Origin of the sequence: Enterococcus sp. 3G6_DIV0642 (genome assembly GCF_002140635.1) — a bacterium.
Classification (GTDB): Bacteria; Bacillota; Bacilli; order Lactobacillales; family Enterococcaceae; genus Enterococcus_D; species Enterococcus_D casseliflavus.
The window spans coordinates 1,875,767-1,899,467 of record NZ_NGLH01000001.1; the positions used below are offsets into that span (position 1 = coordinate 1,875,767).

At 42.4% G+C, this 23,701-nt stretch carries 21 protein-coding genes and 1 pseudogene; 11 read left to right on the forward strand and 11 right to left on the reverse strand.

The window, feature by feature from the left end; all coding sequences use genetic code 11:
- Nucleotides 1-16: 16 nt before the first annotated feature.
- From addA to lepB, 3 genes are all read right to left on the reverse strand, one after another.
- Complete coding sequence (gene addA, locus A5878_RS08980) at nucleotides 17-3,694, reverse strand: helicase-exonuclease AddAB subunit AddA (RefSeq protein WP_074536746.1); 3,678 nt, start codon at nucleotides 3,692-3,694, stop codon at nucleotides 17-19.
- Nucleotides 3,687-7,304, reverse strand: a complete 3,618-nt coding sequence (locus A5878_RS08985) for a PD-(D/E)XK nuclease family protein (RefSeq protein WP_074536745.1) — start codon at nucleotides 7,302-7,304, stop codon at nucleotides 3,687-3,689. The genes addA and A5878_RS08985 overlap by 8 nt, the downstream gene beginning before the upstream one ends.
- Nucleotides 7,305-7,426: 122 nt before the next feature.
- A complete protein-coding gene (gene lepB, locus A5878_RS08990; protein ID WP_005226195.1) occupies nucleotides 7,427-7,975 on the reverse strand; it encodes a signal peptidase I in 549 nt (182 codons plus the stop codon).
- Between the two features lie 214 nt (nucleotides 7,976-8,189).
- Between lepB and A5878_RS08995 the strand changes: the two genes are divergently transcribed.
- From A5878_RS08995 to A5878_RS09005, 3 genes are all read left to right on the forward strand, one after another.
- Nucleotides 8,190-9,641: an NAD-dependent succinate-semialdehyde dehydrogenase gene (locus A5878_RS08995; protein WP_081116318.1), complete on the forward strand. Its 1,452-nt coding sequence runs from the start codon at nucleotides 8,190-8,192 to the stop codon at nucleotides 9,639-9,641.
- 112 nt (nucleotides 9,642-9,753) lie between these two features.
- Nucleotides 9,754-10,350 carry a nitroreductase family protein gene (locus tag A5878_RS09000; protein WP_074536743.1) on the forward strand — a complete coding sequence of 199 codons (597 nt, stop codon included), beginning with the start codon at nucleotides 9,754-9,756 and terminating at the stop codon, nucleotides 10,348-10,350.
- A gap of 97 nt (nucleotides 10,351-10,447) precedes the next feature.
- Nucleotides 10,448-11,859, forward strand: a protein-coding gene (locus tag A5878_RS09005; RefSeq protein ID WP_373270291.1) for an IS3 family transposase whose coding sequence is annotated in 2 segments (ribosomal slippage) — nucleotides 10,448-10,916 and nucleotides 10,916-11,859 — 1,413 coding nt in all. Because the reading frame shifts where the segments join, the coding sequence is not laid out codon by codon here.
- A 100-nt stretch (nucleotides 11,860-11,959) separates the two neighbouring features.
- On the opposite strand, the gene A5878_RS09010 is transcribed toward A5878_RS09005, so the two are convergent.
- Nucleotides 11,960-12,454 (reverse strand): hypothetical protein, encoded by a 495-nt coding sequence (locus tag A5878_RS09010; protein WP_005226198.1) that lies wholly within the window; start codon nucleotides 12,452-12,454, stop codon nucleotides 11,960-11,962.
- 137 nt (nucleotides 12,455-12,591) lie between these two features.
- Between A5878_RS09010 and A5878_RS09015 the strand changes: the two genes are divergently transcribed.
- Complete coding sequence (locus A5878_RS09015) at nucleotides 12,592-13,119, forward strand: HdeD family acid-resistance protein (protein WP_005226199.1); 528 nt, start codon at nucleotides 12,592-12,594, stop codon at nucleotides 13,117-13,119.
- Nucleotides 13,120-13,239: 120 nt separating this feature from the next.
- Entirely contained in the window at nucleotides 13,240-13,683 is a 444-nt protein-coding gene (locus tag A5878_RS09020; protein WP_005226200.1) for a hypothetical protein, read from the forward strand.
- A gap of 32 nt (nucleotides 13,684-13,715) precedes the next feature.
- Here the strand turns inward: A5878_RS09020 and A5878_RS09025 are convergent, their stop codons facing one another.
- Nucleotides 13,716-15,650, reverse strand: a complete 1,935-nt coding sequence (locus tag A5878_RS09025; protein WP_081116319.1) for a heavy metal translocating P-type ATPase — start codon at nucleotides 15,648-15,650, stop codon at nucleotides 13,716-13,718.
- Between the two features lie 185 nt (nucleotides 15,651-15,835).
- Between A5878_RS09025 and rsxC the strand changes: the two genes are divergently transcribed.
- The 3 genes from rsxC to A5878_RS09040 are packed head-to-tail and all read left to right on the forward strand — an operon-like array spanning nucleotide 15,836 to nucleotide 18,833.
- Nucleotides 15,836-17,173, forward strand: a complete 1,338-nt coding sequence (gene rsxC / locus A5878_RS09030) for an electron transport complex subunit RsxC (protein ID WP_086295437.1) — start codon at nucleotides 15,836-15,838, stop codon at nucleotides 17,171-17,173.
- Nucleotides 17,166-18,236, forward strand: a complete 1,071-nt coding sequence (locus tag A5878_RS09035) for an RnfABCDGE type electron transport complex subunit D (RefSeq protein WP_081116321.1) — start codon at nucleotides 17,166-17,168, stop codon at nucleotides 18,234-18,236. The genes rsxC and A5878_RS09035 overlap by 8 nt, the downstream gene beginning before the upstream one ends.
- A gap of 24 nt (nucleotides 18,237-18,260) precedes the next feature.
- Nucleotides 18,261-18,833, forward strand: a complete 573-nt coding sequence (locus A5878_RS09040) for a hypothetical protein (protein WP_015509782.1) — start codon at nucleotides 18,261-18,263, stop codon at nucleotides 18,831-18,833.
- Nucleotides 18,834-18,869: 36 nt separating this feature from the next.
- Here A5878_RS09040 and A5878_RS09045 read toward each other — a convergent pair whose 3' ends face one another.
- The gene (locus tag A5878_RS09045) at nucleotides 18,870-19,067 is read right to left on the reverse strand and encodes a hypothetical protein (protein ID WP_015509783.1); all 198 of its coding nucleotides are present in this window, start codon (nucleotides 19,065-19,067) and stop codon (nucleotides 18,870-18,872) included.
- 135 nt (nucleotides 19,068-19,202) lie between these two features.
- On the opposite strand from A5878_RS09045, the gene A5878_RS09050 reads away from it, so the two are divergent.
- On the forward strand, nucleotides 19,203-19,475 hold the full coding sequence (locus A5878_RS09050) for a hypothetical protein (protein ID WP_005226206.1): 273 nt from the start codon (nucleotides 19,203-19,205) through the stop codon (nucleotides 19,473-19,475).
- 92 nt (nucleotides 19,476-19,567) lie between these two features.
- Here A5878_RS09050 and A5878_RS09055 read toward each other — a convergent pair whose 3' ends face one another.
- From A5878_RS09055 to A5878_RS09065, 3 genes are all read right to left on the reverse strand, one after another.
- Nucleotides 19,568-19,939, reverse strand: a complete 372-nt coding sequence (locus tag A5878_RS09055; RefSeq protein ID WP_005226207.1) for a hypothetical protein — start codon at nucleotides 19,937-19,939, stop codon at nucleotides 19,568-19,570.
- Nucleotides 19,940-20,108: 169 nt separating this feature from the next.
- On the reverse strand, nucleotides 20,109-20,654 hold the full coding sequence (locus tag A5878_RS09060; protein WP_015509784.1) for a metal ABC transporter permease: 546 nt from the start codon (nucleotides 20,652-20,654) through the stop codon (nucleotides 20,109-20,111).
- Nucleotides 20,638-21,057: a DUF4430 domain-containing protein gene (locus A5878_RS09065; protein ID WP_005226209.1), complete on the reverse strand. Its 420-nt coding sequence runs from the start codon at nucleotides 21,055-21,057 to the stop codon at nucleotides 20,638-20,640. The genes A5878_RS09060 and A5878_RS09065 overlap by 17 nt, the downstream gene beginning before the upstream one ends.
- 165 nt (nucleotides 21,058-21,222) lie before the next feature.
- Here A5878_RS09065 and A5878_RS09075 point away from each other — a divergent pair, with 165 nt between their 5' ends.
- A complete protein-coding gene (locus A5878_RS09075; RefSeq protein ID WP_081116323.1) occupies nucleotides 21,223-22,623 on the forward strand; it encodes a C69 family dipeptidase in 1,401 nt (466 codons plus the stop codon).
- Between the two features lie 185 nt (nucleotides 22,624-22,808).
- Nucleotides 22,809-22,979: an aldo/keto reductase gene (locus tag A5878_RS09080; protein WP_074536738.1), complete on the forward strand. Its 171-nt coding sequence runs from the start codon at nucleotides 22,809-22,811 to the stop codon at nucleotides 22,977-22,979.
- A gap of 59 nt (nucleotides 22,980-23,038) precedes the next feature.
- Here the strand turns inward: A5878_RS09080 and A5878_RS17790 are convergent.
- Both A5878_RS17790 and A5878_RS09085 read right to left on the reverse strand, forming a co-directional pair.
- Nucleotides 23,039-23,203 (reverse strand): annotated as a pseudogene (locus tag A5878_RS17790) (pyridoxal phosphate-dependent aminotransferase); the annotation flags it as partial.
- Between the two features lie 239 nt (nucleotides 23,204-23,442).
- Complete coding sequence (locus tag A5878_RS09085; RefSeq protein WP_081116324.1) at nucleotides 23,443-23,625, reverse strand: hypothetical protein; 183 nt, start codon at nucleotides 23,623-23,625, stop codon at nucleotides 23,443-23,445.
- Between the last annotated feature and the right edge of the window lie 76 nt (nucleotides 23,626-23,701).

Sequence of the window (23,701 nt, forward strand, 5' to 3'; positions counted from 1 at the left end):
AACTAGGATCGATCAGCTAGAATGCCACGATCATCTTAGGTTTTAACAGCACTAAATAGGTCTGTTTCACTGGTTTGTTCAATGCTTTCTCCAATGCTTGGCAATAGAGTTTTAATTGACCATAATATCGTTCGCGCATTTTCTGTTCAATCTGAGCCTGACTGCCGAACACATCATCTGTTTTAAAGTCATACAAAATGATTTCATCCGCCAATTCAATATAGCCGTCAATAATACCATGGATCAAAAGCGGCGCATCTGGTTCGTCAAACCCTTCAAAGATCGTATCGGCCTCTTTTAGCATCGAAAACGGCTGCTCCCGCTTCACCACATTAGAGAATTGGTTCAGCAGTTCACCTAGTTCAGTTTGATAAAACCACAAAATACTCGATCGGTCAATTTTTTTGGCGATTTCTTCAGAAAAAAATTGCTTTTTCACGAGTTCAGCAATCAGGAGCGCCAAAGTATCTTGTGTTGGCTTCATTCCTAAGGGGATCATTTGCAAAACCGTATGTGTTGCGGTTCCGATACTGCTGGCGAGAGGCTTCGTTTCTTGCAGAAATTTGGGTTTCGCCAATTCATCTTGTACGTAGCGATATTGCTGAGGATTCGTCTTCTCGGAAACCGACCGCCATTCCAACAAAGTGGTCTGTTGATCATCAGGATCGTTATAGAGTCTTTTCAATTCTGAAACAGATTGATAACTAGTCGTTTGGGTCGCTTTTTGATAAGGATAGCGATAGGCTAGGCGTTTCAAAAGATCATCGATATTGCTATCTGGCGCAATCAATCGTTTAGGCTCCTCGACTGGTGCAAGGGTCTCTTGGACTTCTTGCGTGATCGTTTCTTGATTCCACCATGACAGACGAAAATGAGCAGGATGATCGATCGTCCGCTTGCGCTCTGACGCTTCGGAGAATACTGCTTCCATATCTGGATGGCGCATCAGGGTCCGTCCGACCCAATCCATCAAGCTCCCCCGAGCAACAAGGCGCAACGCTGGATCAAGAACCATCTCGGATTGTGTCAAGCCAGATTGCCACGTCTTAAAGGCATCCGCTTGATTTTTATAGGAGCCTACTAAGAAAAGCTTCTGCTCTGCTCGTGTCAATGCTACGTATAATTTTCGCATCTCTTCTGACAAGGCTTTTTTCAAACGAACTTGCTTGATGGCTTGAAACGGCAGTGTTTCAAATTTAAGGTTTTCTGCGGGTTCCACATATTGGATCCCAGCCCCCAGCTGTTCTTCAAAGATATAGCGTTTTTGAAAATCTTGGTAATTAAAGAATTTTGTTGTATCCAATAAGAAGACTACAGGAAATTCCAAACCTTTACTTGCATGGACGGTCATCACACGAACCGCATCTTCTACTGGTGTAGCTAATGGCTCTGCCAAGTCCTTGTTTTTTTCTTGCATCTTTTCGATGAAGCGAATGAATTGGTACAACCCACGGAAACTGCTCTTTTCGTATTTCTCCGCTCTGTGGACCAATGCCGCTAAATTGGCATAGCGCTGCTGACCTGCAGGCAGTCCCACGACATAATCCAAATAGGCAGTATCTTCATAGATTTGCCAAAGTAAGGTCGGGATTGGTAATCGTCGTGCTTCCTCTCGCCATTGTTCCAGTTTTGTTAAAAACCCATCCACCGTTTGCCACAAGGGTGACGCTTCTTGTTGCCCATGGTAATCCAATACTGCATCGTAGTAGTCGCTGGAACGATTCGCCAAACGGATCTCAGCCAATTGATCTTCTGTTAGGCCGACGATTGGCGAACGCAAGACCGCCACAAGCGGGATATCTTGGTACGGGTTATCAATGATCTGCAGCAAAGAAACGACGGTTTGGATCTCCGTTGCCTGAAAATAGTTTTGAGCATCATTGACCGCCATCGGAATCCCAAACTGCTTAAAGACATCCAAAATGACAAGATTGTTTTTACGTGTGGGGGTCAACAAGACGATATCGTTGTAAGTGATTGGTCGATTTGTTTTGGCTTTTTTGTCATAGATCATGAATTTTGATTCAATCAGCTCCTGAATCTTCAAGGCAGTGATCTGCATTTCACCTTCTGTTTTGTCATCAATCAATTGTTCTTCGGATTCATGCTCTTTTTCATATAACAAGAGCTCTGTGGCAAAGGCCTCGCTTTCTGGAAAATCAGGAAAACCGGTAATCAAGGCTGCCGCCTCATCGTAAGGGATTTGTCCAACCCGTTCATCCATCAGTTGTTGAAAAACTAGATTCGTAAAATCCAATACATCGGAACGAGAACGGAAATTTTCTGCTAAGACGATTCTCCGCCCACCATTCTCTGTTTCAAATGCCAAGTATTTTTCGATAAATAGCGTCGGATCTGCTAGTCGAAACGAATAGATCGACTGCTTCACATCCCCCACCATAAACATGTTGCCAGGGTTATGATCGACTTGTCTCACCCAATATAAAATTGCCTCTTGCAGCCGATTGACGTCTTGGTATTCATCGACTAAAACTTCTTCAAAGCGATCACGATAATAGGTCGACGCCTCACTTCCACTGCCATCTCCTTGTAAAATCTGCAAGGTGAAATGTTCCAAATCATTAAAGTCTAAACGGCCTTTTGAAAGCTTTCTTTCTTGAAATGCTTTCATAAATGCTTCGGTCATCGCTGCCATTTTTTCAACGACAGGTGCTGATCGATGAAGCAGCTCCATCATTTCAGCTGGTGGATACGGGAAGGTGGATTTCAATTGCTCGACCAATTTTTTCGCATCATCGCGTAAAGGCTTGATTTCTTGGGACAATTCCTTTTGTTCTGGTTTGCGAAAAGCTGGGTAACGACCAAAACGCAATGTTTGGATCTGCTCATAGAAGCCATCGACATCGTCTGCATCCAGCAGAGCCTTTAAGGTTTCCACCATGCCCAATTCGGTATCGATCAACTGTGCCGCTTTTTCCATCGCTTCATCAGAACGGGCATAGTCTTGCGCCGCCTGCAGCAAATGCGCCGCTGTCTTCAAATTTTCTTGCAAAGTCGGTTTGATTTGCGATTGATACAGGATATTTTCAGCAAAGGTTTCTTTGCCGATATAGTGATCACTTAGATGAGCTAGCCAGTTGACTGGATCTGGATTGGCTCGGGCAAAGTCATAAAGAGACAGGATCAGATCCCCGACGCCTTCATCAGAACGATCACTTGAAAAATTTTCCGTCAAACGAAAGAAGGCTTCATCATTGGCTTCATATTGTTGATCTCTCAGCTGTGTCCAGATTTCTTCTTTCATCAATAAAATTTCGGTTTCATCGGTCATCATGCGGAAATTGGGATCTAAATCGATCAAATAATAAAAACGCCGAATCACAGTTAAACAAAACGCATGCAAGGTAGAAATGTTAGCTGTCGGCAACAGTTGCAGCTGACGAACGAAGTGCTGGCGCTTTTGCTCGTCACTTTCTTGATTGATGGCCTGTTGCAATGCCACTTGAATCCGTTCTTTCATTTCTCGAGCAGCTGCTTCGGTAAAGGTTACGATCAGTAAAGAATCGATCGTCGTTCCTGCTTTTAGCTTTTCGATCACTCGCCGAACCAAAACGGTGGTTTTGCCTGAACCCGCTGAAGCGGAAACGAGGATATTATCCCCTTTATCAAAAATGGCTTGCCATTGGGTATCCGTAAAGGTTTCATTTTGCGGTTTTAAAGGGATCTTACTCATCTTCTTCCTCCCTTAAGCGATGGATAATCTCATCTTTAGATAAGTTTTCTAAACGGTGGTACTCATTTTCTTTCAACAATACATCAAAGTCACAGATGCTGCGAAACGGACAAAATTCACACGCCCGTTTTTTGTCTTTTATTTTATAAGACGGGTTTAAGGCGATTTCACCGCTCAACAGCTTCTCACCGCTTTGCTGCATGTTTTTACGATTGTGTTTTCTTAACAGTTCAAGCTCTTCTTCTGTATAAAACTTGTTTTTCGCCTGCGTTGTTTTTTGATAATTGCCGTTTTTGTCTTTTCGAACAGGAAATATCGGTGAATTTTTGCTGGCTTCAACATCCTCATCTAGCAACGGGAAAACAGCCGGTTCGTCAATAAACAACCCGTCATACTTGAAACGTTTTAAACGTTCTTCTTCACTGGCTTCTTGTCCGTCCAAAAGCGGATTATGCACATGCAGATAATAAGCCCCCGCTGGTCGCACATTTGGCGAACCAACCAGTTGGACAGCATCCGTCAATGCGACATCGAGATAGGTGATCAACTGCATCGCAAGTCCGTAGTATGCTTCAGAAAGGTCAAAATCTCGGCTGCTAGATTTATAGTCAACAACAGAAAGCCATTGTTCTTCTTCCGTTTTCGCCGTATCGACACGATCGATCTTCCCCCGCACATGCAGTTTCCCGCCAGAACTTAATGGTAATTCGATCCCATTGATCCCATTTGAGCCAGCGATCTGTCCGAATAGCACCTCCGTCTTTTCAGGACTAAAATGCATTTTTTGTCCTTGTTTCGCTAATGCCCACGCTACTCGCTGAATCGTCTTGCCTAATTGATATCGAATAAAATTCATCCGAGCAGAGCTCGTCAGTAAGCGATAACGGCTTTCGCCAAAAATTTCCTGCAAAACGACTTCCACAAATTGCACGCGTTGGTCAGCAGTTAACTGGGTCAAGGAAATATTTTCAGCAATCAGGACTTTGACAAAGCGGTCCAAAGCATCATGGAAAAACTCACCGGTCATTGCTGGATTTAAGCCATAAACTTCCCGTTCTTTTAACCGTAATCCGTAGCTGACGAAATACTTGTATTCACACTGATAGAACGTCTCCATCTGAGAAATGGAACTGTAGATCGACGGTCCATATAGTGCCGCAGCTTGTGCTTGAGACAAAGGAATCGGAATATTTTGATGAGTTTGGCTTTCAAATACTTGGGCAGCTAAATTTGTCCATTCCGAACGCAGCAGTGCTTGTTTCAGCTGCTCCCAAACCCTAGGCAAATTCTCTTTGTTTTTTTGCGCTTGCTGACTGAGGTTATTGATTTGATAGATCAGGCCACGGTAACTGCCGACATAGTTTCTTGGATCGCTGACTAGCGTCAATATCCCTCGCTCTTGCAGTGGGACATCCAAACGTTTGACCACTCGATCTAAATAAGGCGACATTTTGATGTTTTGCTGGGTATCAAAATTAACGGCATAGGACAGTGATAAGTGTTCCGTTGCTGAAAGCAAGACAGAGTAAAAAGCAAATGGCTCTTTGACACTGCCTTCCACCACTGTATCTCTAAGGTATTTTTCACCATTGAACAACTGATTGAAATGCTGACGTTCTTCATTCGTCAACAACGTTTTGTTCTCTATTTTTCTTGGCAACGCCGTTTCATTCAATCCCGGTGCAAATGTGATCTTTGCTTGCTTTGGACGTGCCAGATCAAGGCGATTGATGTTGACTTGGTCGATCGCTGTTGGGATCTTCCCGAATGTGACATTTTCTAAGCCAGTCAATAAGACATCCTCAAAGAGCGCAAAATCAAAGGACTCTTCTCCATAGATCGCAGCATATTCATCCAGCAAATCCATCAAGGCTTGCCATGCTTGTTCATGATTACGGGCTTGATCCAACTTCCCTTTCTGGATCGCTTGATCTCGCCAATGCCGCAGTTGTTCTTCAACACCGGCATTCAGTAAAAAGCGATACAGCAGTTCGACCGCATCGCGGTTCGTTCTAGCAGCCGTCAGCCAGTCAAGAGTATCAGCAACATCTTGCTTAAAGGCCCTGCGCAACTGGTTGGTATACGCTGTCAAATCCACTTTATCCGTCTGCTCTTCTTCCGATTGTAAATACTCGATCAGTTCCCAATCTTCGTTTCTCGTCCAACTCGCTCCTTGGAAATCATGAGCCAACGCTTTGTTCTCGGTAATATCCACCAACTTACGAAACTGGTCACGGCCGACGAGCCAATCTGCTTCGGTGCGATAGGCTGCCGGTAAGTAAAGTTCCGTTCTAAGCAGCCGCAAAATATCATTTAAGCGAAAGCCATAGGATTGACAAGCAAAAAAAGCATTCAAAAACTCAACCAATGGGTGTTGCGCCATCATCTGCTCTTCATCGATATAAAAAGGAATCTCAAACTCAGTAAAAATTTTAGGGATATATTGATGATAGATTTCTGGTTCGGCGATCAATAATTGGATCTCCCGGTAACGTAATGCTGGATACCGTTTGTTATCGCTCATCATCCCACGGATCGACGCTGCAATCTGACGGATCTCTTCTTCTGGATTCCCAACTTTCCAAACTGCCAGAAAGTCCTTCACAGAGGACTGTTGCTGATAGCTGACTTGTGACTGGGTATGCCGCCAAAATGTTTCAATTTCATTATACGCCTGTTGCATCGATCCCTTGGCTTCCTCGTCCACCTCTTGGTTGACCGAAAGTTTCTGATCCAAATAAATCGGCACTTGATTTTCTCGGGCAAAACTAATCAATTGATAATAGGTTCGCCCTGCTTCATAAAACAAATTCAACGGTGAAGGCAGCTCTTGTGGATACCCACGATCCAGAAAAAGATCAATAATGACATGACTTTTTTTCATCAACACTTGAATCAGCTGCTGTTCCTGTGTTGAAAAAGCGGAAAATCCACTGATAATAAATAAGGCATGGGAAAGATCTGGCGCTTTGTTCATTGACACTGCGTTAGGCATTGCTTGCTCCACTGGAGAATCATCCAGCAAGGAACCTTCAAGAAAGCGTGTCAACAAGGTGATCGGTTGTTCGACTTGTAATGCACGCTCCAGAAGTTCTTGTTCAAATCGTTGAAATATTTTCGCTAATTCACTGTATTTTTTCTCCTCGTCTTGGGTTGCGCTTGGTGCAGCACCACCTGCCAATAAATCTTCGATCCCCAATCGACTTGTATGCATTTCTTGATAGAACGCCAACAATTGTTGGATAAAACCCGCTTTATTGATCTCACCACGGTATAAGACGAGTTCTTCTTCTAGTTCCAAAAGCAGCTTACGCATGATCATGGAGGCACCATTTTCAGTGATGGCATTTTGAGAAAGCAAGCCGGTTTGTTGCAGATAAAACCAAGCCAAACGGTGAAAACTGTACACTTGCGCGCGAATAGAAGCAAAATCTTCTACGCGATCCTCTCTCAGTAATTGAAGGATCTCGCGTTCTCGTTCAAATTTGTTGTAGTTAGGCACCAAAAAAAATACTTCTTGATGGTCTTTTTCTAACCAGCTTTTTGCATTTTCTATCACTGCTTGATCATGACGACAACGGCCATCGCCAAGGATAAATCGTAAACTCATGAAAGGACTCCTTCTCTCCATCGTCTTTTAAAAAAAACACTAAAAATCAGCGGCACGTTTTTTCAAATGCGTCTTTGTTTTTAAAAGAATCTCCTTAAAAACAAAAAAACGGTCGCAGAATTTCACTCTTTGCCTAGCATACCAAAATCGGCAATTGGCCAGAATACAAATTTTACATCACCCAAAATCGTTGCTTCATCGATCAGACCTAATTGACGACTATCTTTGGAAATTCGGCGGTTATCCCCTAACACTAAAATTTGACCTTCAGGAATGACTTCAACACCAAATAACCCCATATCAAAATCACTGGTCAATGGAAAGCCATCTGTGACAGCTGCTTTGAATTCATCCAAGTAGGGTTCATCATATGCTTGTCCATTGATATAAAGGGTATCGTTTTGATAGGAAACCTGGTCGCCAGGTAAACCGATCACGCGTTTGATATAGTTTTTGCCTGCTTCATCCGGTGCTTCAAACGTTATGATATCGAAACGTTCGATCTCGGTATTTTTCAAAGCAATTACCCGCTCACCATCATGTAATGTGGGGTCCATCGAATCTCCTTTTACGATCACAGGAGTAAAGACATACTGTCTTAATAACAAGAGGAATAAAGTGAAGATCACGACAAATCCTACTGTTTTTAAAAGCTCTTTTACTTGTTGCACGCGTCCCTCACTCCTTGAATATTTTACTATATTTCCCAAGAATCGAACAAACATTCTTATTTTTCTATTCTACCATAAAATGATAGGAGCAGGACATTTCCCCTTTGGTTCTTTACAAAAATTTGGAGAATCAAGAGACTTGCATATGAATTGTCATCCTTTCTGATCCGTGCTAGGGTTTAATAAGAACCCATTATTGAAAGGAAGTGCCAAGATGAACCAACAGTTACCACAAGTACCAACAAAGTTATTGATTAACGGAAAATGGCTTGAAGGAACAAAAGAGTCGGTTTCGGTTACCAATCCTGCCACTAATGAAGAACTCGTAAAAGTCAGTCAAGGAGGGATCGAGGAAACCAAGCAAGCAATCGATGCCGCAGCGATTGCTTTTCCCGAATGGTCAAAACGCTCCCCTCGAGAACGTGCCGATTTGATGAACGTCATTGCTGATTTGATGGAAGAAGAAAGCGATCGTTTAGCAAAAATCATGAGTATGGAACAAGGAAAACCATTAAAAGAAGCGGAGGCAGAAATCCAATCCAACGTTGACAATTTCCGTTGGAATGCAGCTGAAGCGCAACGGGTCTATGGCGAAGTGATTCCAGCCCCTGAACACAATCATTGGCTGGTACGCAAAGAAGCGATCGGGGTTGTTGGCGCGATCACGCCTTGGAACTTTCCTTCTAACATGATTGCAAGAAAAATTGCGCCTGCTATGGCCGTTGGCTGTACCCTTGTTATGAAACCATCTAAAGAAACACCCCTATCAGCATTGGCTTTAGGTGAACTTTTTCAACAAGCGGGCCTTCCTGACGGGGTCGTCAATATCGTCTTAGGAGATTCTTCTGAAATTGGGAAAGAATTGACCGAAAATGAACAAGTCAAAAAAATCACCTTTACTGGCTCCACGAAAGTTGGGATGAAATTATACGAACAAGCTGCACCAACTCTGAAAAAAGTTTCATTGGAGTTAGGTGGTCATGCCCCGTTTCTAGTTTTTGCTGATGCTGATTTAGATTTAGCTGCTGAAAAATTAATTGCAGCAAAATTCCGTAACAACGGTCAGGTCTGTACATCCCCCAATCGAATTTTTGTCGAAGAGTCCGTCAAAGACGCCTTTACCAAAAAATTACTAGCGAAAATGGAATCCGTAACGGTCGGCAATGGTCTGGAAAACCCTACTGTTGGTCCTTTGATCAACCAAGCAGGCGTTGAAAAAGTCATCGAGCAGTTGGAAGATGCAGTAAATAAAGGAGCTAAAGTTTTACTCGGTGGTAAGAAGCTTACTGAAGGTGAATACGAAAAAGGCAACTTCTTCGCACCAACGGTCATCGATGGGATTACTTCTGAGATGGCTATCTACTATGAAGAAACCTTTGGACCCGTGATCCCATTGATCTCATTTACGGATCGACAAGCAGTCATCGCTGCGGCAAATGATACGGAATTTGGACTAGCTTCCTACTTCTTTTCAACGAATTTGCAAACGATCTCGGATGTAGCCCAAAACCTCCAATATGGGATGGTTGGGGTTAATGACATTGCGATCTCAAATCCGGCGGCTCCCTTCGGTGGCGTCAAGCATTCCGGTTTTGGTCGTGAAAACGGCAAATATGGTCCTGAAGAATACGTGACCGTTAAATTCATTGCTATCGATGCCCAATAAGAAAAAGTCAGGTGCGTTTGCCTGACTTTTTGACGTCCCAAGCATTTTCTTTTACTAACATTAAGTAAGAATGTATACTTCACTCTATGACAATAGAAAAGGTGGGAATACGATGACAAAATTTCTTGATACGATCAAACAGCGCCGCTCAATCTATGGGCTAGGTAAAAATGTGGCTCTTTCCGACACTGAAATCGAAGACATTGTGAAAGAAGCAGTGAAAAATAGTCCAACTGCGTTTAACGCACAATCACCAAGAGCCGTGATTTTATTTGGCGAAGCCCACGAAAAATTGTGGACATTAACAGAGGCTGCGTTAGAACCATTGACACCACCCGAAGCGTTTGAAGCGACAAAACAAAAGCTTGCTGGTTTTAAAGCGGGTTACGGAACCGTTCTATTCTTTATTCACACGGATACCGTGAAAAATTTGCAAGAGCAATTTGCTCTATATGCAGAGAACTTTCCCGTTTGGGCAGAACAATCGAATGGGATCGCTCAAGCGAACGCTTGGACCGCTTTAGAAGAAGCTGGATTAGGTGCCAACTTACAGCATTACAACCCTGTCATCGATGACGCTGTTGCAGCTGAATGGTCAATTCCTGAAAATTGGCAACTGCGGGCGCAACTAGTCTTTGGTTCAAAAGAAAGCGAACCGAACGAAAAAGAATTTCTAAGTGACGATGAGCGCTTCCGCGTGTTCCATTAATCAATTTTCGACCTAAAAAAAGACCCTTGATTACGCCTTATGAAGCGACCCCCAAAAGTTAGACCAAAAAATCTAACTTTTGGGGGTCGTTATTTGTATGGCAAAATATCCTTTTGAATTAAAACTAAAAATCGTTAAAGAATATCTTAGTGGCGTGGGCGGATATCGGTATCTTGCCAACAAATACGGTATTTCAAGCAAGTCTCAAGTAAGTAATTGGGTGAATGCCTATCGTGAATACGGAGAGGAAGGTCTATTGAGAAAGCATCAAAATCAGAAATATTCTGTTCAATTTAAGTTAAATGCGCTAGAGTTATATCAAACAAGTGAGATGTCCTATCGAGAAGTTGCTAGCACTTTAGAAATGAACAACCCTGCGCTTATTGCCAATTGGATGCGTAATTTCAGAGAAGCAGGTATTGAGGGGCTCTCAAAAGAGAAAGGGCGACCACTTACTTTGACTAGAAAAAAAGAAAACAAAAAAGAAAATACAACAACTGAAGAACGCGAGCGTATCAAGTCATTAGAAAAGCAAGTCCGATCCCTTCAAATTGAGAATGCCTTTTTAAAAGAGTTGAGGAAGCTGCGAAAACAGGAAGCCCAGCAAAGACGCAAGAATCAATCGCACGAATCATCGCCAGCCTCCGAGGATCATTCAAACTAGTTGAGCTTCTTGAAACATTGAAATTTCCTAAAGCAACCTACATGTATTGGCAGAAACGGTTTGACAGACCAAACCCAGACCAAGAAATTGAAGAAAAAATGCTTGAAATTCGCAAAGAGCATAAAGACTATGGCTGTCTGCGACTAAAAAAAGAATTAGAGAATCAAGGGATTCATGTCAATAAAAAGAAGATTCAACGTCTGATAAAAAAACTAGGTATCGAAGTAAAGTCTTACACTCGAAAATCTCGACGGTACAATTCTTATCGTGGGAAGGTTGGTACTGTCGCCAAAAATCGTATTCATCGTCGGTTTTATACAAATATCTGTCACCAAAAAATTACAACTGATACCACAGAGTTTAAGTATTATGAAGTAGACACCACAGGTGTCGTTCGTCAGAAAAAGCTGTATTTAGATCCTTTCATGGATTTCTACAATAGTGAAATTCTATCTTATCGGATTTCTGAAAAACCAAACGCACTAGCCATAATGGAAGGATTAGAAGAAGCAATCCAGATGACAAATGATTGTCCATTTCGTAGAACCTTCCATTCAGATCAAGGATGGGCCTATCAAATGAATGCTTATAAGAATAAATTGAAGCAGCATAAAATCTTCCAGAGTATGTCTCGTAAAGGGAATTGTTTAGATAACTCACCTATGGAAAACTTCTTTGGTTTATTAAAGCAAGAGATTTTTCATGGAGAAGTCTATCGGAGTTTAGATGAATTGAAAACAAAAATTGACCAATATATCTATTATTACAACCATAAACGCATCAAAAAGAAATTAAATTGGCGAAGTCCGGTTCAGTTTCGAGAAGCTGTAAAAACAGCTGTCTAACAGTTAATCTTATCGTACAAAAAAGGAGTGGATTTCTCCACTCCATAAAAGTCTAACTTTTTGGGGTCACTACATTAAACTGGCAGTAATCGAGGGTCTTTTAGTCCTTTGTTCCTTGATCATGATCGACTAAAATATCGATCGGTGTCCCTTCATTCAAGTGTTCTGACAAGAAAACAACCAATTCTGCTAATGGCTGCTTGAATTTCATCAATGGGCCTCTCATCCCTCTTCGAAAATAGTTCATCTTGATGGGCTGCCCTTCCTTTTCTTGAAATAAAACGACTCGATCGATCTCTTGGTAGAGTACCCCTTTGATACTCATTGGATGGACAATGATTCGATCAAGTGCTAAGCCGCGGCTATCTAAAACAAAGCTCAAAAAGACCAAACCCGAAACGATCCCCCGCACCCGATTATCAAGTGCCTCTTCCATCATCACCATAGATAGGATAATCATTACTGAAAAAATCGTAATGGCGACCTTGCTTAGTTTGCGCTCCACAGCAAGAAATTGAATGTCTTTCCTTACCACGAATAAATAAAGGTATAAAACGATCGTAAAGGCACACATCACTAGCGTTAACCCACTCATAATACTCTCCGTTCTGTTTTCTTTTCCTTATTTTACCAAAAAACCCTCTGATACAAAAGGCTTAGCCTATTTCGTAGGTTTTTTGATATCTATTTTAACAAGAATTCGGTACAATAGGAAAAAAAGGAGGAATTATCATGAATGCATTTTTTGATAAATTACAACGCTATGATTTACTTCGTGCCGTCGTATATATCGTCTTTGGCTTCATCATCTTGATTGCACCACGATCTGTCTTCAACACGATCGTTTATCTTGTTGCCGGGTATATTGCATGTTTAGGGATCATTAGCTTGTATACGAGCTACAAAGAAAAACAAAAGGGCTATCGCAATGTGCAATCCGTCTCTGGTATCTTACTGTTGATTGCGGCAGCTGCGATTTTAGTTTTTGCCAAAGGGTTACTTGCCATCGTGCCATTTTTCTTAGGAATCATGATCACCATCAGCGGTTGCACCCGATTGATGGCAAGCTTTAACCAAAAACGCATTGGTTTACCTTATATCACTAGCTTGATCATCAGTCTATTGATCATTGCTGCAGGGATCATCCTAGTATTGAATCCCTTCGCCACTTGGTTGTTATTCTTCCAAATTTTTGGCGGGATCTTGATTTTCATGGGTGCCTCCGATGCGGTCAACCATTTTCAACGAAAAAGAGCCTAATAAATGAGAATGTTTTAAAATTTCCTACGAATCTAACATCTACATGTAGACTTTTCCCGCTATTCCTTTTAAAATAGGAGATATCAAACAGTCAGTCCATTGACACGCGAGAGGTGCGACATGAAGAAAATCAAGCAAGAAGCAAAACATCCAAACGATGTACCGGTAATTTTTTTGACCGATGCAACTGGCAAAGTCGTACGAAAAATCTCGATCAATGAGTGGCGTGCGCTTAAAGCAACCCCTGACCAGATCGAAGAACTTGATATCAAATTGTATCGTGAAGCAATCAGTTTCTATCTTCAAGAAGACTACGCAAAAGCAAAAGATCTCTTGCATTTCTTGATCAACAAAACAGACTATAGTCATTATGAATACGTGGAACGACTAGCAAATATCTACCGCATCGAAAACCGTCCCGCTAAAGAAAAAGACCTGTTACTGACTGCTTATCATGCAATCAAACCGTTGGATTCCTCTGAAGGGATTTTAAGAAGGATCGAAAATCGATTGCAAAAAATCGATGCCTTTGATTTTCCAACTTCGACACAATTCAGTCATTAAAAAAGCAGCTATCCTTCGATAGCCGCTTTTTTTTATGCATCTGGCAGTTTGCGCAAAAGGCGCAACCCGTTAAACAATACAATCAACGTACTTCCTTCATGGGCAAATACCCCCAGTCCAATATTCATTTTTCCAAATAGATTCAACCCGACTAATAATGCGACGATAAACATGGAGAAGAAAATATTTTGCCAAATGATTCGATCCATTTTCTTCGCTAAGCGATAGGCATACGCGAAGCGTGAAAGATCATTTTTCATGATCACGGCGTCCCCCACTTCGATAGCAACATCTGACCCTTCCCCCATCGCAAAACCGATGTCTGCCTGAACAAGTGCGGGCGCATCATTGATGCCATCCCCCACCATGGCGGTTTGTCCGTAGGCTTCTTGGAGTGCTCGAACCGCTTCCGCTTTGTTCTCAGGTAACACATTAGCCGCCACTTGATCAACGTTTAGCCGCTTTCCGATGGCTTCCCCAGCAGACGCACTATCTCCAGTGATCATAACGGTATGGATCCCTTCATTTTTTAAATAACGAATCACAGAAGCTGCCTGTTCGTTCGGCTCATCCATCAAAGCGATGATTGCGACAACCTCTTCATTGATGGAAAAAATGACCATCGTTTTTCCTTGCGCTTCCAGGTGACGGTACTGTTGCTCCAACGAACCTGTTAACTGGGAGTTTTCGGTTCTTTTTCCTAATCGATAGGTTTTTGTTCCTGAGACGGCTACTAAACCGGAACCAATCTCATTCGTAACCGTCAGCTGTTCGTTTTGCTGCTCTTTATTGTTCTTCTCAAAATAAGTAACGATCGCATCTGCCAATGGATGATTGGCTTGTTTTTCCAGCGAAACGATGATGGAAGCGGCCTCTGCTTGATCGATGGCTTCAGCGAAAATGACATCCGTGACCGTTGGTTTTCCGACGGTCAACGTGCCCGTTTTGTCAAATGCCACCGCTTTGATCTGAGCAAAATTCGTTAAGTAGTTGCTGCCTTTAAAAAGAATCCCTTTTTTCGCTAGATTTGAAATCGCAGATAAACTAGCAGGTACCGCACTTGCCGCTAACGCACAAGGAGACGCTGCAATCATCATCACGATCCCGCGATAAAAACTGGTATACCAATCCCAACCAAGTAGAAACGGTGCTGTTAAGATGAACAAAGGGACTGCAATGAAAACAATGGTTACATAGATTGGTTCGATTTTTTTGATTCGTGTTTCTGTTGGTGACTGATTCGACTGTGCCGCTTCAACGACTGAAAGAATTTTGGCAAAGACCGTTTCCGAGCTGTCTTTTGTGACTTCCATCAAAAATGTTCCATTGCCATTGATGGTACTGCCATAAACTTCGTCTCCCGCTGTTTTTTCTCGCGGTATACTCTCGCCATTGATGGAAGCTTCGTTGATGGCACTCGTGCCAGAAAGAATCACCCCATCTGTTGCTAACTGATCACCAGGCAAAACTTGTAAAATATCCCCTTTTTTTATCTCTGAAGCAGCAATTTTTTTGGCTTTCCCATCTGGGCCCATCAAACGTGCTTCCGTTGGATTCAATTTGAGAAGATTGGTAATTTCACGTCGGCTTTGCCCTTCCGCGTATTCTTCTAAAAAGTGAGCACCAGCAAAAATCAAAATCAGTAAGGCTGCCTCATTAAAATTGCCTATGATCATTGACCCTATCGCTGCTAATAACATCAATAGATGTACATTTGGCGTAAAGCGCCGATTGATTCTTGTGCTTTTTACGGTATCCTCGATCCCTTCCCACGAAATGTGGTAGCCCGCTAATAAAACTGCAGCAAAATAAACCCCGTCTTTTACCCATTGATTCGAAATAAACAGCGCCACTATAAAGAAGATTACCCCCGCGAAGTAAACTTTACGAGGAAACGTCCCATGATCATGGGTATGCGTATGTCCCTTCGTTTTTGTGTGCTCGTGTTGACAAGTATGTTCAGCCATCATCAAAACCTCCTCTATTCCATCGAACATATGAACGATCAATCATGTTTATACCCTGATTATATATGAACAAACAATCATATGTCAACCGAAATAAGTTTTTCTTGTGAAATGTAAGCGTTTATGGTTTTGAGAATGCGGATGGCATGCTAGAATAAAGTTAGGAGAAAAAAGGAGTGTTGGCTATGAGAACATTTACTGGTGGAATTTCACTAAGTCCCCCGTTACAAATGTTAAAAGAAAAATTAATGATCGAACAAGATGAAATCCTTACCTTTTCACCCACGATGGTCTTTATCCCTTTGGCACAACATATTGGTGCCCCTGTCGAACCGACGGTTTCCGTTGGTGAGTACGTCAAGCAAGGGCAAGTGATCGCTGAAGCAGATGCCATTGTGTCTGCGAAAGTCCATGCATCTGTTTCAGGCAAAATCGTCGATATTGTCGATTGGCCAAATCAAAACAATGAAGAAGGAAAAACCATCATCATTGAAAACGATTATGCCTTCGATAATGATTTTTTGTCTACCCCATTCAACTGGCAATCTGCTGCTAACGAAACGATCCTCAAAAAAATCCGTCAAGGCGGTATCGCCGGCAAAGGCGGTGCAACGTTTCCCACCCATGTCAAATTCAGTATTGATGAAAATAAAAAAATCCATACCTTGATCTTAAACGGATCTGAATGTGAGCCCTTTTTGCGCAGTGATGCCTTCTTAATGCAAAAAGAAGCCCAAAAAATCATCCAAGGGGCAAAAATTGCCCAAAAATTGTTAGCTGATCCAAAAATCATCATTGGCATCGAGGATGATAAACCGCTAGCCATTTCAGCGATGCAAGCCGCAAGTGCAGAGGATGACACGATAGAAGTCGTTACTGTCCCAACTGTTTATCCAACCGGTGGTGAAAAGCAGTTAGTAGAGTTATTGACCGATCAGGAGGTACCTTTAGGCGGCTTGACTGCCGATATTGGGATCGTATTGATCAATGTTGCCACCAGCTTTGCCATCGCTGAAGCGGTCTGTTATGACAAACCGCTGATTGAACGCTATACAACCGTAACTGGTGATGTTCAACATCCACGCATCGTCAAAAATCCTTTAGGAACACTCGCAGGAGAGTTGATCGATTTTGCTGGCGGCTTTCAAGGTGCCCCCAGCAAGCTGATTCTTGGCGGTCCCATGATGGGAAAATCCGTCAAAACATTAAAGGTTCCGGTCACCAAAGGCAGCAACGGGATCGTTATTTTTAATGAAGAAACCGATTGGCTCTATGCCGAAAACCCCTGCATTCGCTGCAATAAATGTGTCGAAGCTTGTCCGATGCGCCTGATGCCGATGGAGATCGATCAATTCTATCGAGCAGGCGATTATCAAAAATGTGAAGAATTGCTGGCAGAAGCGTGTATCAATTGTGGTGCTTGCACCTTTGTCTGTCCAGCCAAACGTTCCCTAGCTGCCAATATCACTGCCGCAAAAGGCAAGGTTGCACAGCTGCAGAAGGAGGCGAAGGAAAGTGCCTGATTACTACAAGGATTCCGATAGCGAACGTCTCTTTCAACAACGAAAAAACCAAGAAACACCCCCAAGCCCCCATATTCGCAGCAATGACGAAACAGTCAAAATCATGGGCTGTGTAGTACTAGCCTTACTACCAGCAGTTTTATTCTCTGGCTACCTTTTCGGGCTCAAGGTATATGGGTTGTTTTTCATTGCGCTAGCCACGGCGTTTGCCGCCGACGGAATTTGGTCCTACCTCATCAAACGGCCATTTCGTTTCGATCTAAGCATTGTTGTGACGTCATTGCTTTTAACGATGAATCTTCCATCAACCGCACCTTGGTATTTCCCAGTGATCGGGGTGGCGTTTGCCGTGATCATCGTCAAAGAATTTTTTGGCGGTATCGGCTATAACTTTTTAAATCCAGCCCTTGGTGGTCGCGCCTTGTTGATTGGCTTGTTTTATAACCAGATGTTTTTGATCAGTTGGCCAGATCCACCTTTTGGCAGCATCGCTCCTGATGTCGTTTCGCAAGCTACAGCGAACGATGTCGTTTCCGGTGCTACGCCGTTAGCTGTCATGAAGGCCGGGGACACCTTAAGCGGTTCTGATCTATTGGATGCTTTTTTAGGATTTACCGGGGGACGAATCGGTGAAACCAGTGCCTTACTTTTACTGCTGGGTGGAATTTTTCTGGTTTACAAGAAAATCATCTCCCCTCGTATCCCATTGATTATCTTTGCAACGATCGGGCTCTTTGCTTTTATCCTTGGTCCAGAAGGACTTTTTACTGGCAGTTGGCAAACGGTGATCGGGCATATCATCAGCGGTGGTGCCATGTTGGGTGCGATCTATATGGCGACTGATTATTCTTCGACTCCAGGAACAAAAGCAGGAGAAAATCTTTTTGCCTTAGGCGTGGGGCTTCTCGTTGTCCTCTTCCGTTTCTTTGGTTTCACAAACGAAGGCATGAGCTATGCCATCTTGATCATGAATTGTTTTACTCCACTCATCGATCGCTTCTTACGCCTTCGCATTTTAGGGGAAGGAAAAAAGACCCCGTTCAACCTTAAAATCATGAGCTAAAACGCAAGAAAGGAGCGTTCTCATATGATGATCGCCAATCGACTAGTGGTCTTCCTAGTCATTCTACTCACAAATTACGCCTGCCAAAATTTGGCGCCGACCGTCAAAGAGAAAAAACCGAACGTGACGACGCGGGTGGTTTTCCTCTCAGGGATCATTGCAGTTGCTTACTTGTTGAGCGGTTTAAGTTTTTATCTTTTGCTTCAAAATCGCTTTGTCTATGGCAATCAAGTGGTCACCAATTTGGTAAGTGCTGCCATCATCGCCTTGATTACTGCCAGTTTATGCTTACTGATCGTTCCAGCAAAAAAACGTTTCTTGACGAATGATCTAAAAAAGACGACCCTAGTCAGTGTCATCTTGCTGACGATCGCCACTGTGACCCAATTTCCCTATACCGATTATTTAACCAATTTATTTGTTGCTGTAGGCATGTATTTTCTCTTTTCCTGTGCTTTGTCAGGGGTTCATACACGAAATCAAATTGCCGCAATTCCGCCAATTCTGAAAGGCTTACCTCTGGACATCGTGACACTTTTTCTATTTTATCTGAGCTTTTCCTTTCTCAACGGTGTCTTCTTCAATTATTTATTCTAAACAAAAAGCAAGTCCCGCTTTGGCAGCGGAACTTGCTTATTTCTTGCGGAATATTTCTCTGAAGGAACCGATCAAAAAACCAGTCGAAAAAGCATTTTGTGCTTTTTGTTCTTTTTCAGCAGCGATTTTTTGTCGTGTTCGCAGCCCTTTATTGGCATTTTTGGACTTCTTCCCTTCACGGAGTTCTTTCGAAGCCTTTTGAAACTCTTTTGAGAAACGGTTATACCCAACCACTCCTTTTGCCTCCTTTCTTTTTGCGTGACACATAATAACGAGGATTTTTTATAGGAATTGCCTTTCTGATGCAAATCAGGTAACATAACAGACAGAAAGATGATTTATCCCAGGTTTATCAGAAAGGAAGATCCCATGAACGAAACCCACACTGGATTGTTAGTCAATAGCCGTGTTTTTCAAGAAACGCCAATGATGCTAACAGGTATCCAACTTTTAGAAGACCACAAAATCGTGAATTGCATTATTAAGGATCGCTACTTAGCCAGTTATGTCTTACGCCTTCCTTTAAATAAATACCAATTAGAAGTCGAAGGAAAATGGAACAAGCGGGAACAGTTAGTGATCAAGCATATGAAAATCAAGAATATCGATGAGTTTATTAAAATCGTCGGTACGCCAGAATAACAGGACTCACGAAAAGCAAGTGCAGGCAACTGCCCTTGCTTTTTTTTTTTGAAAAAATCCAGCTGATTTTTTCCCGCGTGTTCCTCCGATGTTTATCGCGACATTCTGGTAAACCGGTCGATCAAGGCTTTTTGCTCCTCTTTGATACCGATCGCCAACGGTTTGATCATTAATTTGACAGTGGTGGAAGGTGTCTGAATCTGGACTTTTTTATTTACCACACCGCCTAGTTGTAATTTTGTGATCTCATGGATCATAATTGTCTGCATCCCTTTTTCGTGAAATTGCAGATCTAACTGAATCAAGTGGATTTTTTCTTCGTCAACCACCACGATAAAATACTTTGGTGTTGGCAGGGCAATCATTTTGGCTTCCTCGGCATAACCAGCCAGTTTTCCATGGAACTTCGCACGGTAGCTTTCTAAATCATCTTTTTTCACGATCCATTTCATCAAAAGCCACATCCTTCCTTAGATACCTTAAGGATACCTGCAGAAACCGCTTTTGCACAACAATATGCCTGCTTGTTTCCTCACATAACCCCTTTCACCTCATTTGATCGTCAAAGACTTTTTCCTCTAGTCATGGACGTTTTGCCAGACACTAGTTAACTCAACAAAAAAAGCGAAGCGCTTAGTGCCCTTCGCTGTTGTTCTTTGGATAGTAGTGTTGGAAAAGCCGCAGAAAGATCGGTGCTAGTAACAGATAAAAAATGCCATTGCCTATTGCGTGGAGGGCATCAAAGCTCAATCCTTGAAAATAATAAGCCCAAAAGCTAGGAAACCCATAAAGTTTGACACTGATCCAAGATATCACAAAGCCATAAGCAAACCCTGCAAATACACTGTAGCTGACTTGTAAAAGCAACCGTTTCATAAACAGCTTGCTTTTTGACAACAGATACATCCCCAAAATAATGATTGCATAGCTAACTAATTGAGCAATCGTCCATATTCCCATTCCCATGTAAAAATTGGTAATCAGCATCGAGAGCAGACAAACGATCAATCCACGACTAAGACCTAAATGGATGGTTACTAATAAAAAGATCACCGTCATTGGTTGAACATTGGGTAAGGGTTGAAAAAGTGACCTGCCGACGACGGCCGCTGCCACAAGCAACCCTAAATAAGCAATTTCTTTTCCAGCAAATGCAAGTGGTTTATTCGAATTTTTCATAGGTGAAAACCACTTTATCGTTGTTTCCTAAAAAGGTATCATCTGCCCCAGTTGTAATCATTTCATCATTGATCGTATATGTCCAATAATAGCCAGCTTTTTCATCTTGCGCTAAACCGTCAATGCTGGTGATCATCCCTTGATTTTCTTCCAAGTCAAAGTTCTCTTTCATGATAGTCATCAAAGAAACCCCTTCTTTAAAAGTGACCGTTTTGGTTTCGATCTCCTGGTCTTGCTCTTCACTTTTATTATTGAAGCTGATTTGGGCAGTGCGCTCTTCGGCGTTTTGTTGGACTGACGAAGATTCACTGGAGGAGTTTCCCGCATCCATCGATGGTTTGGCACAGCCGGCAAAAACCAGACTTAGTAAAAAAATATAACTAAAAACAACTGTTTTCTTCATAATAATGGCTCCTTTGATTTTTTTTACAACACCTTATTCTACTAAAAATTAATAAAAAAGGCGAAATTTTTTTGCTCCTCTCTATAGAAAGCATTGTAAAACCATGAGACTATGGGTATACTAGCTTCAATCATTCGTAAGAAGAAATGAAGGAGTGTTGGAAAGATGGATAGAAAAAAAGCGTCCTGTACCACTTTACTAGTAGGAAAAAAAGCATCGATCGACGGCTCGACCATGATTGCCCGCAATGAAGATTCTGGAAGCGGTTCGGAACCGCAAAAATTCGTCGTCATCACTCCAGAACGGCAAGGAAACGAATTTTACGCCGTTTTAAGCGACTGTCGAATCAGTTTGCCAGCAAAATCATTACGCTATACTTCAACCCCTGAAGCAGATGAATCGCAAGGAGTTTGGGCAGCTTCAGGAATCAATGAAGAAAATATCGCCATGACTGCAACAGAAACGATCACAACCAATTCACGCGTTTTGGCTATTGATCCATATGTGGAAGATGGTATCGGGGAAGCTGATTTCGTCAGTATCGTACTGCCTTACATCCATTCCGCTAAAGAAGGTGTTTTACGCTTAGGGGAACTCTTAGAAACCTATGGGACCTATGAAGCCAACGGGATCGCTTTTTCTGATGCCGAGGAAATCTGGTATATGGAAACCATCGGTGGACATCACTGGGCAGCTGTTCGCATACCAGATGATGCCTATGTCGTGGCACCAAATCGCTTAAACATTGATCACTTCGATTTCGCCTCAGAAATGACGTTGTGTTCGCAGGATCTCGAACAGTTGATTGAAGACTATCAATTAAATCCTGATTTTGAAGGCATTAATCTACGCCATATTTTTGGCAGCTCCTCAGAAAAAGATACCCGTTACAATAACCCGCGGGCATGGTACATTCAAAAACACTTTAGCGGAACAGCCGCTGAACCGATCGATCAAGAGCTCCCGTTTGTATGCTACCCAAAACAAAAGCTATCCGTGGAAGATGTAAAATGGGCATTGAGCTCCCACTTCCAAAATACGCCATTTGACCCTTACGGTACAGGGAGCGAGACACAAAAAACACAATTCCGATCGATTGCTCTCAATCGCAACCAGCAAGTCCATATTTTACAGATCCGCAACCACGTGCCCGCAGCAATCGCTGGCATTCATTGGCTTGCCTTTGGCCCCAATACCTTCAATGGCGTTGTGCCCTTTTATGCAGCTATCACTAAGACCCCACTTGGCTATTGTGATACGACAAAGACCTACGATCCATCAAATAGCTATTGGTTAGGACGCACCTTGGCGTTGATTGGAGACAGCGACTACGATCGCTATAGTGATCTTGCCAACCGTTTTGAAATGGAAACGATGGCGGCTTGTCGCCGCATCCAACAAGAAACTGATCGTAAAGCTTCCTCTGACAAGCAGCCTACTCGTCTGCTTGAAGAAGCCAACGCTGAGATGGCCGAACTGTATTTAAAAAATGCAACAACGTTACTAGGAAAAATGGTGGAGTCTGGCAGTAATAAAATGGCCTTGCGTTTTTCTTTAGCCGATTAGTCAATCGCTGAAAATAAAAGGATTAACAAAAACTTTACATGGAATTGCAGCAATCTAAACATTGCTCTCCTATACTAAAGATACCAATTCGTTTTCTTTTTCCTTGCTGGTACAAATCAAGCAATTGATTTGTACTAGTCCCCCTATTGAAGATCAATTGGTAAAAACCGTTGGGAGGAATGAACATGACTACAAGCATTTATCGGACTGTCACCAACGAAATTGTTAAAGGTGAGATCATCAAGAGCAAGAGTCAGCAAGATATGCTGATCATTCAAGACAAAGAAGGTTATTTCCATGTCGTTGAACCAATCCCCGTTACTACTGCAATGGCTCCCCGCACGACGAAAGACTAAAAAACCACTGGCGATCAGAAAGAATACAGGATCTTTCTGATCGCTCAGTGGGTTCTTTTTTATGTCAAACTCAATGTGAATCGCTTCAAGCCATCAATGAGTTTTTCTCGCGAACAGCCAATATTTAGGCGCAAAAAATTTCTCCCCTCTTTCCCATAGATCTCTCCTGACATAATCGCGACTTTCCCCTTTCGAATCATTCGTTGCTGCAATTCTACCATCGACTTTTTTCAGTTGGGCTAAGAAACTAAAAAGGCTGACTACATTCATTGGCCCTATCCTATGATAAATTGAAGAATTTCCACATCACATTGTTTCTTCAGCGATTTTCTCTCTACGATTCTTTTTACTTCTTTATCGACCTTTATCAAAGCAAACACCCAAGTTGAAGAAACTTGCCATCCTGCAAAAAAGGACTCACCCTATGAGGGGTGAGCCATCTTAGTTATTTTCTCTGCATCGGTCATCTGTAGACAGTCACTTCTGTAAACTCTTGCCCGTTGCCGTAATCATTTTCTTTCGTATGATGCTTTCCACCAATTCGTTGTTTGCAACTGACAAGTTTATTTTCGACATATTCCACTGTATTGGCGGCGAACATTACTACATTTGCTAGACCTTTGATCAAGGGATCATTTGATTCCATCCTCTATTCCCCCATTTCCTTCACGTGTAAGTTGTTACTGACACTTCCTTATCAATAAATATAGACGAGGTACCTT

Bases quoted from the DNA above. Each gene is read 5' to 3' on its own strand.
- rsxC (WP_086295437.1), top strand. From the start codon at position 15,836: ATGAGAACATTTACTGGTGGAATTTCACTAAGTCCCCCGTTACAAATG.
- A5878_RS09000 (WP_074536743.1), top strand. From the start codon at position 9,754: ATGACAAAATTTCTTGATACGATCAAACAGCGCCGCTCAATCTATGGG.
- A5878_RS08995 (WP_081116318.1), top strand. From the start codon at position 8,190: ATGAACCAACAGTTACCACAAGTACCAACAAAGTTATTGATTAACGGA.
- A5878_RS08985 (WP_074536745.1), bottom strand. From the start codon at position 7,304: ATGAGTTTACGATTTATCCTTGGCGATGGCCGTTGTCGTCATGATCAA.
- A5878_RS09015 (WP_005226199.1), top strand. From the start codon at position 12,592: ATGAATGCATTTTTTGATAAATTACAACGCTATGATTTACTTCGTGCC.
- A5878_RS09025 (WP_081116319.1), bottom strand. From the start codon at position 15,650: ATGGCTGAACATACTTGTCAACACGAGCACACAAAAACGAAGGGACAT.
- A5878_RS09075 (WP_081116323.1), top strand. From the start codon at position 21,223: ATGGATAGAAAAAAAGCGTCCTGTACCACTTTACTAGTAGGAAAAAAA.
- addA (WP_074536746.1), bottom strand. From the start codon at position 3,694: ATGAGTAAGATCCCTTTAAAACCGCAAAATGAAACCTTTACGGATACC.
- A5878_RS09050 (WP_005226206.1), top strand. From the start codon at position 19,203: ATGAACGAAACCCACACTGGATTGTTAGTCAATAGCCGTGTTTTTCAA.
- A5878_RS09010 (WP_005226198.1), bottom strand. From the start codon at position 12,454: ATGAGTGGGTTAACGCTAGTGATGTGTGCCTTTACGATCGTTTTATAC.
- A5878_RS09020 (WP_005226200.1), top strand. From the start codon at position 13,240: ATGAAGAAAATCAAGCAAGAAGCAAAACATCCAAACGATGTACCGGTA.
- A5878_RS09055 (WP_005226207.1), bottom strand. From the start codon at position 19,939: ATGTGGCTTTTGATGAAATGGATCGTGAAAAAAGATGATTTAGAAAGC.
- A5878_RS09080 (WP_074536738.1), top strand. From the start codon at position 22,809: ATGACTACAAGCATTTATCGGACTGTCACCAACGAAATTGTTAAAGGT.
- A5878_RS09060 (WP_015509784.1), bottom strand. From the start codon at position 20,654: ATGAAAAATTCGAATAAACCACTTGCATTTGCTGGAAAAGAAATTGCT.
- A5878_RS09040 (WP_015509782.1), top strand. From the start codon at position 18,261: ATGATGATCGCCAATCGACTAGTGGTCTTCCTAGTCATTCTACTCACA.
- A5878_RS09065 (WP_005226209.1), bottom strand. From the start codon at position 21,057: ATGAAGAAAACAGTTGTTTTTAGTTATATTTTTTTACTAAGTCTGGTT.
- A5878_RS09085 (WP_081116324.1), bottom strand. From the start codon at position 23,625: ATGGAATCAAATGATCCCTTGATCAAAGGTCTAGCAAATGTAGTAATG.